This is a genomic window from Nocardia carnea (assembly GCF_029868855.1).
In the GTDB taxonomy this organism is placed as follows: Bacteria; Actinomycetota; Actinomycetes; order Mycobacteriales; family Mycobacteriaceae; genus Nocardia; species Nocardia carnea_A.
In genome coordinates this window covers 1-7,858 of sequence record NZ_JARWOV010000041.1, presented here as the reverse complement: position 1 = coordinate 7,858, position 7,858 = coordinate 1, and the positions used below count along the sequence as shown (strand labels likewise).

The following is a 7,858-nucleotide window of genomic DNA, read 5'->3' as shown; positions in this document are numbered from 1 at the left end:
CGAACCCAGCAAACCGTACTCGGACTGCATCCACACCAAACGGTTCACGATCGCCGCATGCGACACCGCCACACCCTTCGGCCGACCCGTCGAACCCGACGTGAAGATCACATACGCCGTATTCGACGACCGCAACGGCGCCACCCGATCCGCATCGGTGATCGGCGCATCGCTGTACCCGGACAGGTCCAGCTTGTCGATCCGCACCTGGGCGGTATCGATCGGCAGATCGTCCGCCGAGGTCAGCACGCAGACCGGGTCCGCGGTGGCCAGGATGTACTCCGTGCGCTCGGCCGGATGGTCCGGGTCCAGCGGTACGTAGGCGCCACCGGCCACGGTGACGGCGTACATACCGACCACCAGGTCGATCGACCGCCGCATCCCGAGGGCCACAAAGGATTCCGGACCCACGCCGCGGTCGATCAGCCAGCGCGCCAGCAGGTTCACCCGGGCGGCGAACTCGGCGTAGGACAGCGTCTGCTCGCCGAAGGTCAGCGCGGGCGCGTCCGGGGTGCGGACGTGCTGCGCGTCGAACATCGACACCAGGGTCGCGGCGGAATCCACCGGATGGGCGGTGTCGTTCCACCCGCGCAACACGAGCTCACGTTCCGCGTCGTCGAGCAGATCGATCTCGCCGAGCGGACGGTCCGGTGCCGCGGTGAGGGCGGTGAGCACCCGCACCAGCTGGTCGGCGATCCGGCGCACCCCTGGCTCGTCGAACAGTTCCCGCAGGTAACCGGCGCGAATCCGCAGCGTGCTACCCAGCGTGGCGATCAGGCTCAGCGGGTAGTGGGTGGCGTCGACCGCGGTCAGCCCGGTCACCGCCATCCCGTCGATATCGGTGGCCTGCTCCTGGATACCCTCGGCGTCCACCGGATACGACTCGAACACCAGCAGGGTGTCGAACAGGTTCGCCTGTCCGGCCGCGGCCTGGATATCGGCCAGGCCCACATAGTGGTGGTCCAGCAGATCGGCCTGCTCGCCCTGGGTCCGGGTGACGAGTTCCCGCGCGGGTTCGGACTGATCGAAACGCACCCGCACCGGGATGGTGTTGATGAACAACCCGACCATGGTCTCCACACCGGACAGCTGCGGCGGTCGACCGGAGACGGTCGCGCCGAACACCACGTCCTCGCGGCTGGTGATCCGGCCGAGCAGAATCGCCCACGCCACCTGCAGCACGGTATTCGCGGTGACACCGAGTTCGGCTGCCAGCGCGACGATCCGGGCGGTGGCAGCGGTATCCAGTTCGAAGGCGTATTCGCCGGACAGCGTCTCGATCTCGTGCGTGGACGCACCGCCCGCGGAATCCGGCCGGGTGAGCAGGGTCGGTTCGTTCACCCCGGCCAGCGCCGACGACCACGCCGCCAGCGACGCATCGTGGTCCTGCCGGGCGACCCAGTCCAGGAAGTGCCGGTAGGAGCGGGCCGCCGGCAAGGCGGTGCGGTCGGCGCGTACCGCGTACAGCGCCAGCAGATCCCGCATGAGCAGCGGCATGGACCAGCCGTCGAGCACGATGTGATGGTTCGACACCACGAACTGCCAGGTGTCCGGTCCGGTCTTGATCAGGGTGAACCTGATCAGCCGCGGTTCGGTGAGATCGAAACGCCGCAGGCGGTCGGCCTCGACGAGATCGTCCGCCGTACCGGTGGCGCTGCGATCATGCTCGGTCCAGTCGACCGGCACCTCGTCCAGGACGACCTGCACCGAGTTCCCCGCGCGGTCGGTCACGAACACCGTGCGCAGATTCTCGTAGCGGTCCACCAGGGCCTGCGCCGCGGCCCGCAGCCGTTCGGCGTCCACCCGGCCGGTCAGTGTGAGCACGGCCTGTGCGGTGTACACGTCCACCGAGGTGGCGGCGATCTGCGCGTGGAACAGCATCCCGGCCTGCAGCGAGGTCAGCGGCCACATATCGGCGACCGGCAGCGGGAACCGCTGCTCGATACCCTCGATATCCCGCTGGGTCAGCTCGACGAGCGGGAAGTCGGACGGCGTGTAGCCGCCCGCATTCGCGGAATCGGCATGGCAGGCCACCGCTTCCAGTGCCTGCACCCACAGTTCACCGAATTCGGCGGCTTCGCCGGCCGACAGCTGGGTGGTCGGGTAGCCGATCCGGGCGGTCAGGGCATCGCCGACCACGATGGCGTTGATATCCAGTAGCGCCATGGCCGGCATATCCGCGTCGTAACCGACGTCCACGGCCAGATCTGCGGTCGGGAGCCAGCCGAAACCGTGCATCTCCTCGGGGATCTCACCGGCACCGACACGACCCAGATAGTTGAAGTTCACCTGGCCCGGCATATTCCGCGGGAAGTCCGCAGCGGTCTCGGAGTTCATGTACCGCAGCAGACCGTAGCCGACACCCTTGTCCGGGACCGCGAGCAACTGCTCTTTGACGAGTTTGAGCGCGGCGCCCATTTCCGTCCCGCCGGTGAGCGCGGCCTCGATATCGATCCCGGCCGGCTCGAAACGGACCGGGAAGAGCGCGGTGAACCAGCCGACCGTGCGGGACAGATCGGCACCGGGCACGATCTCTTCCTCGCGGCCGTGACCCTCGAGCCGGATCAGCAGCGGATCGTCCAGCGGCGCACCCGGCACCCGCCGGGCCCGCCACGCGGCGGTCGCCAGGACGAGCGCGGTGAGCAGACCGTCGTTCACGCCACCGTGGAACAGTGCCGGCACGGTGGTGAGCAGGGCCTGGGTGACCTCCGGCGATACCCGGACCGCGTGCACGTCCACGACACCGGCGGTATCCACCGCCGGATCCAGCGGGCGCTCGGTGAGCAGCGGATCGGCGGTACCGGCGACGGTCCGCCAGTACTCGAGTTCCGCGAGCCGCTCCGGGCTGTGCGCATTGCGTTCGAGGGCATGCGCCCAGGTCCGCATGGAGGTGACCGGTGCGGGCAGTTCGGGGGTCTGGCCCGCGCTGCGCGCGACAGCGGACAGCACGAGATCCGGTACCAGCACCCGCCAGGACACACCGTCGATCGCCAGGTGATGAGCGATGACCACCAGGTGGCCGTGCCGGTCGGTGGTATCGGGTTCCAGCCAGACGAACCGGACCACGATGCCGTTCTCGGGATCGAGCCGGTCCAGTGCGGAATCGACGGCCGCCGCGGCGAACTCGGACAATTCGGCACCGGTGGCGGTGCCGTCGAACACGGTGTGGTCGATCAGCGCGTCCACGTCGACACTGCCCGGTGCGGCGGTTTCCACGATCCAGTCGCCCTCGGCGGTGTACAGCCGCGACCGCAGCATGTCGTGCCGGTCGATGACCGGGCCCACCACGGCGGCGATGGTCTCCCGGTCGACACCGACCGGGAGGTCCAGGGTGATGAGCTGGTGGAACCGGCCGAAGGAGCCGGGCCGTTCGGCCATGAACCGGACAATCGGTGTCAACGGCATGGACCCGACACCGCCACCCGGCATTTCGACGAGCGTCTGCAACACGCTGTCGGCGTCGGCGGATTCGGCGACCGACGCGAGCCCGGCCACTGTCCGCTGTTCGAAGACGTGCCGTGGTGTGAAGACCACACCGCGGGCTTTGGCGCGCGAAACCAGCTGGATGGACACGATGCTGTCGCCACCGAGGGCGAAGAACGAATCGTCCACGCCCACCCGGTCGACGCCGAGCACCTCGGCGAAGACTTCGGCGATGACCTGCTCGACCGGTGTGCGCGGCCCGCGGAAGGCGGTACGCGCCTGGAAAACCGGTTCGGGCAGCGCTTTGCGGTCCAGTTTCCCGGCCGGGGTCAGCGGGATCCGGTCGATGACCATGATCGACGCCGGCACCATGTAGTCGGGCAGCCGCTCGGCAACGTAACCGGTGACGGCGGTGATATCGACGGTGGCGCCGGGAGCCGGGACCACGTACGACACGAGAGACACCGCGCCCGCCGCGTTCTTGTGGCCCGTCGTCACCGCGAAGTCCACGGTCTCGTGCGCGGTCAGCGCGGCGTCGATCTCACCGAGTTCGATACGGAAACCACGGACCTTCACCTGGAAGTCGTTACGGCCCACGTACTCCACCGCCGGATCACCTGCGGCGTCACGCCGCCAGCGCACCACATCACCCGTGCGGTACAAGCGGGATCCGGGCTCACCGTACGGATCTGCAACAAAACGCTCGGCAGTCAAACCCGCACGGGCATGGTAGCCCCGCGCCAGCTGAACACCACCGACGTACAACTCCCCGGCCACACCCTCGGGCACCGGGTTCAACCGGTCGTCGAGCACCAGCGCCCGCATACCCCGCACCGGACCACCGATCGTCACCCGGTCACCGGCATGCAGTACACCACTGATGTTCGTGGCAACCGTGGCCTCGGTCGGGCCGTAGGCATTGTGGAGCCGTCGTTCGGCCCCACCTGCCGGCGCGGTCGACCATTTCGCGACCAGATCCGCCGAAATGGCTTCACCACCGGAGACGATGACTTCCATCGCCGCGAGATCGGCCGGGTCCAGCGAGGCCAGTACCGACGGCGTGATCAAGCCGACCGTCACACCCTCACGGGAGATCAGCTCACCGAGCTCGGCGCCACCATAGGTACCGGTCGGCACGACAACCAGCGCACCGGCCGAACCGACGGCCAGCAACAGTTCCAGGATCGAGGCGTCGAACGACGGCGAAGCGAACGCCAACGCCCGCGACGCCGAGGTCAACCCGTACCGCTCCACCTGTTCGGCACTGAAGTTCGCCAAACCTGCATGGCTGACGACGACACCCTTGGGCAAGCCGGTAGAACCGGAGGTGTAGATGACGTAGGCGGTATTCGCCGGTGTCAGCGGCCGCACTCTGTCGGCGTCGGTCACCGGTGCGGCCGAATAGCGGTCCAGGTCCAATTCGTCCAGGATCAGCCAGTCCACCGTATCCGGCAGATCGGCCCGTACCGAGGCGACCGTGATACCCACGGGCGCACCGGAATCGGTGAGCATATGGGCGATACGGTCTTCGGGATAGGTGGGGTCGATCGGCAGGAACGCCGCACCGGATTTGGTCACCGCCCATTCGGCCAGCACCGAATCCGCCGACCGCGGCACCGCCACGGCCACCACATCGTCCGCACCCGAACCGCGCCCGATGAGTACGCGCGCCAAGCGGTTCGACCGCTCGTCGAACTCCCCGTAGGAATAGCGAGCACCGTCGAACACCACCGCCGGAGCCGATGGATCGACGGCCACGGCAGCGGCCAGCAACTCCGGCAAGGTCCGCGCCGGTACCGCGGGCCCACCCGTACGAGACAGGAGTTCGCGGCGTTCGCCCGCATCGAGGAGCGCGAGATCACCCAGCACCACGTCCGGATCGGCGGCGACCGCCGCCAGCAGCTGCCGGAACCGCGTGATCATGGTCTGCGCGGTCGCTTCGTCGAACAGTTCGGTGGCGTAGTTCAATACCAGTTCCATACCGCCCGAACTGTTTTCGGCCAGGGTGAACTGGAGGTCGAAGCGGGCCACATCGTCGGCGAGTTCCATACCGGCGACGGTCAGTCCGGCCAGATCCAGGACCGCCTGCTCCTGGTTCTGGAAGGAGAGCGCCACCTGGAACAGCGGGTTGCGAGCCTGCGAACGTTCCGGCGCCAAAAGATCCACCAGACGTTCGAACGGCACATCCGCGTGCCCGAACGCGTCCAGATCCGCCCGGCGGGCCCGGTCCACCAGATCCGCGAAGGAATCGCCCGACCCGACCGCGGTGCGCAGCACCAGGGTGTTGACGAACATACCGACCAGATCGTCGAGCGCCTGCTCACCACGGCCCGCGATCGGCGTACCGATGGCGATGTCGTCGCTACCGGACAGCCGTGCGAGCAACGCCGCCAAACCGGCGTGCAGCACCATGAACATCGACGCACCGCGGGTGCGGGCCACAGCGTTCAGGTTCCGCACGAGCTCGGCGCCCAGTTCGCCGCGTACCGTCGCACCGCGCATGGAGGCCACCGCCGGCCGCGGCCGGTCGGTGGGCAGCACCAGTTCATCGGGCAGATCCGCGAGCGCCTGCTGCCAGAACGCGATCTGCTGTGCCATCGCGGTCTCGGGATCGTCCTCGGCGCCCAGTACCTCGCGCTGCCACAGCGTGTAGTCGGCGTACTGGACAGGCAGCGGATCCCAGTTCGGGAGTTCACCCTGGGCGCGGGCCGCGTACGCGGTCATCACGTCACGCGCCAGCGGCGCCAGCGAGAAACCGTCACCGGAGATGTGGTGCAGCACCACGACCAGCACGAATTCCCCGGGTGCGACGGCGAAGAGACGCACCCGCACGGGCACGGCCGCGGCCACGTCGAAACCGGCCGATGCGAACTCGACGACCTGCGCGGTCACTTCGTCCGCCGGGACCTGCACCGGATCCAGGTCCGGTGCGACCTGGTCGGCGGGCAGGATCAGCTGCACCGGCCGGCCACCCAGTTCCGGGTAGCGGGTCCGCAGTGATTCGTGCCGGGCCACCACATCGCCCATGGCGGCGCGCAGTGCCGTCACATCGAGGTCGCCGGAGAGACGGATCGCCATCGGCAGGTTGTAGGCCGCCGACGAGGTGTCGTACTGGTTCAGGAACCACATCCGCTGCTGGGCATAGGACAGCGGTACCTGTTCCGGGCGCGGTCCGGCCACGAGCGGCGGCCGGGTCCGGGCGCCGAACTGTTCCACCCGCACGGCGAGCGCCGCCACAGTCGGTGCCTCGAACAGTGCCCGCACCGGCACCTGGGAGCCGAGTGCGGCACCGATCCGGGCGGCGACCTGCATACCGATCAGGGAGTTACCGCCCAGCTCGAAGAAGTCGTCGTCCGCGCCGACCCGCTCCACACCGAGAACCTCGGCGAACGTATTCGCCACGATCTCCTCGATCGGAGTCGACGGCGCCCGGAAGGCCCGGGCCGCGAAGACCGGTTCGGGCAGGGCCCGGCGGTCGAGTTTGCCGCTGGCGTTCAGCGGGAAGGCGTCGAGCACGACGAAGGCGGCGGGCACCATATACGACGGCAGGCGGCCGGTCAGTGCGGTACGCAGCGCATCGCTGTCGATCACGGCACCGGCGGCCGGCACCACATAACCGACGAGCTGGTCCCCGGTACGGGCATCGCCACGCAGCACCACCACGGCCTGCGCGACCTCGTCGACCTCGGTCAGCGCCGTCTCGATCTCACCGAGCTCGATCCGCAGACCACGCAACTTCACCTGGAAATCGGTACGGCCCAGATATTCGAGTTCACCCACGGAGTTCCAGCGCACCAGGTCGCCGGTGCGATACATACGCTCGGCGACCTCGAACGGGTCGGCGACGAACCGATCCGCCGACAGATCCGGCCGCGCCACATAGCCACGCGCCAACTGCACGCCCGACAGATAGAGCTCACCCGCGACACCCACCGGCACCGGCCGCAACCGGCCGTCCAGCACATACACCCGAGTGTTGAACACCGGGGCACCGATCGGCACGGTCGTCGTATCCGCATCGGAGACTTCGTGATAGGTCACGTCGACCGCGGCTTCGGTCGGGCCGTACAGGTTGTGCACCGCCGTACCGGTCAGCTCCCGCAGCCGCTGCGCGGGCTTCGCGGGCAACGCCTCACCCGAGGAGAACACCAGCCGCAACGACGCACATGTGCGCGCGCCGGCTTCACCGGGCAGCGCTGCGACGAACACGGTGAGCATCGACGGCACGAAATGCGCCACCGTGACCCGCTCCGCATCGATCACCTCGGCCAGGTAGACCGGGTCCCGATGACCGTCCGGCTTCGCCACCACCAACCGCGCACCGACCTGCAACGGCCAGAAGAACTCCCACACCGACACATCGAACGTCGACGGCGTCTTCTGCAACACCACATCCGAACCCAGCAAACCGTACTCGGACTGCATCCACACCAAA

General features: G+C 68.2%; 1 protein-coding gene. It reads right to left on the bottom strand.

All coding sequences use genetic code 11. The annotated features are described in order from the left end of the window. Window positions 1-7,854: amino acid adenylation domain-containing protein (locus tag QH195_RS03440; RefSeq protein ID WP_432278823.1), on the bottom strand; the 7,854-nt coding region annotated here is incomplete at its 3' end. Window positions 7,855-7,858: the final 4 nt, after the last annotated feature.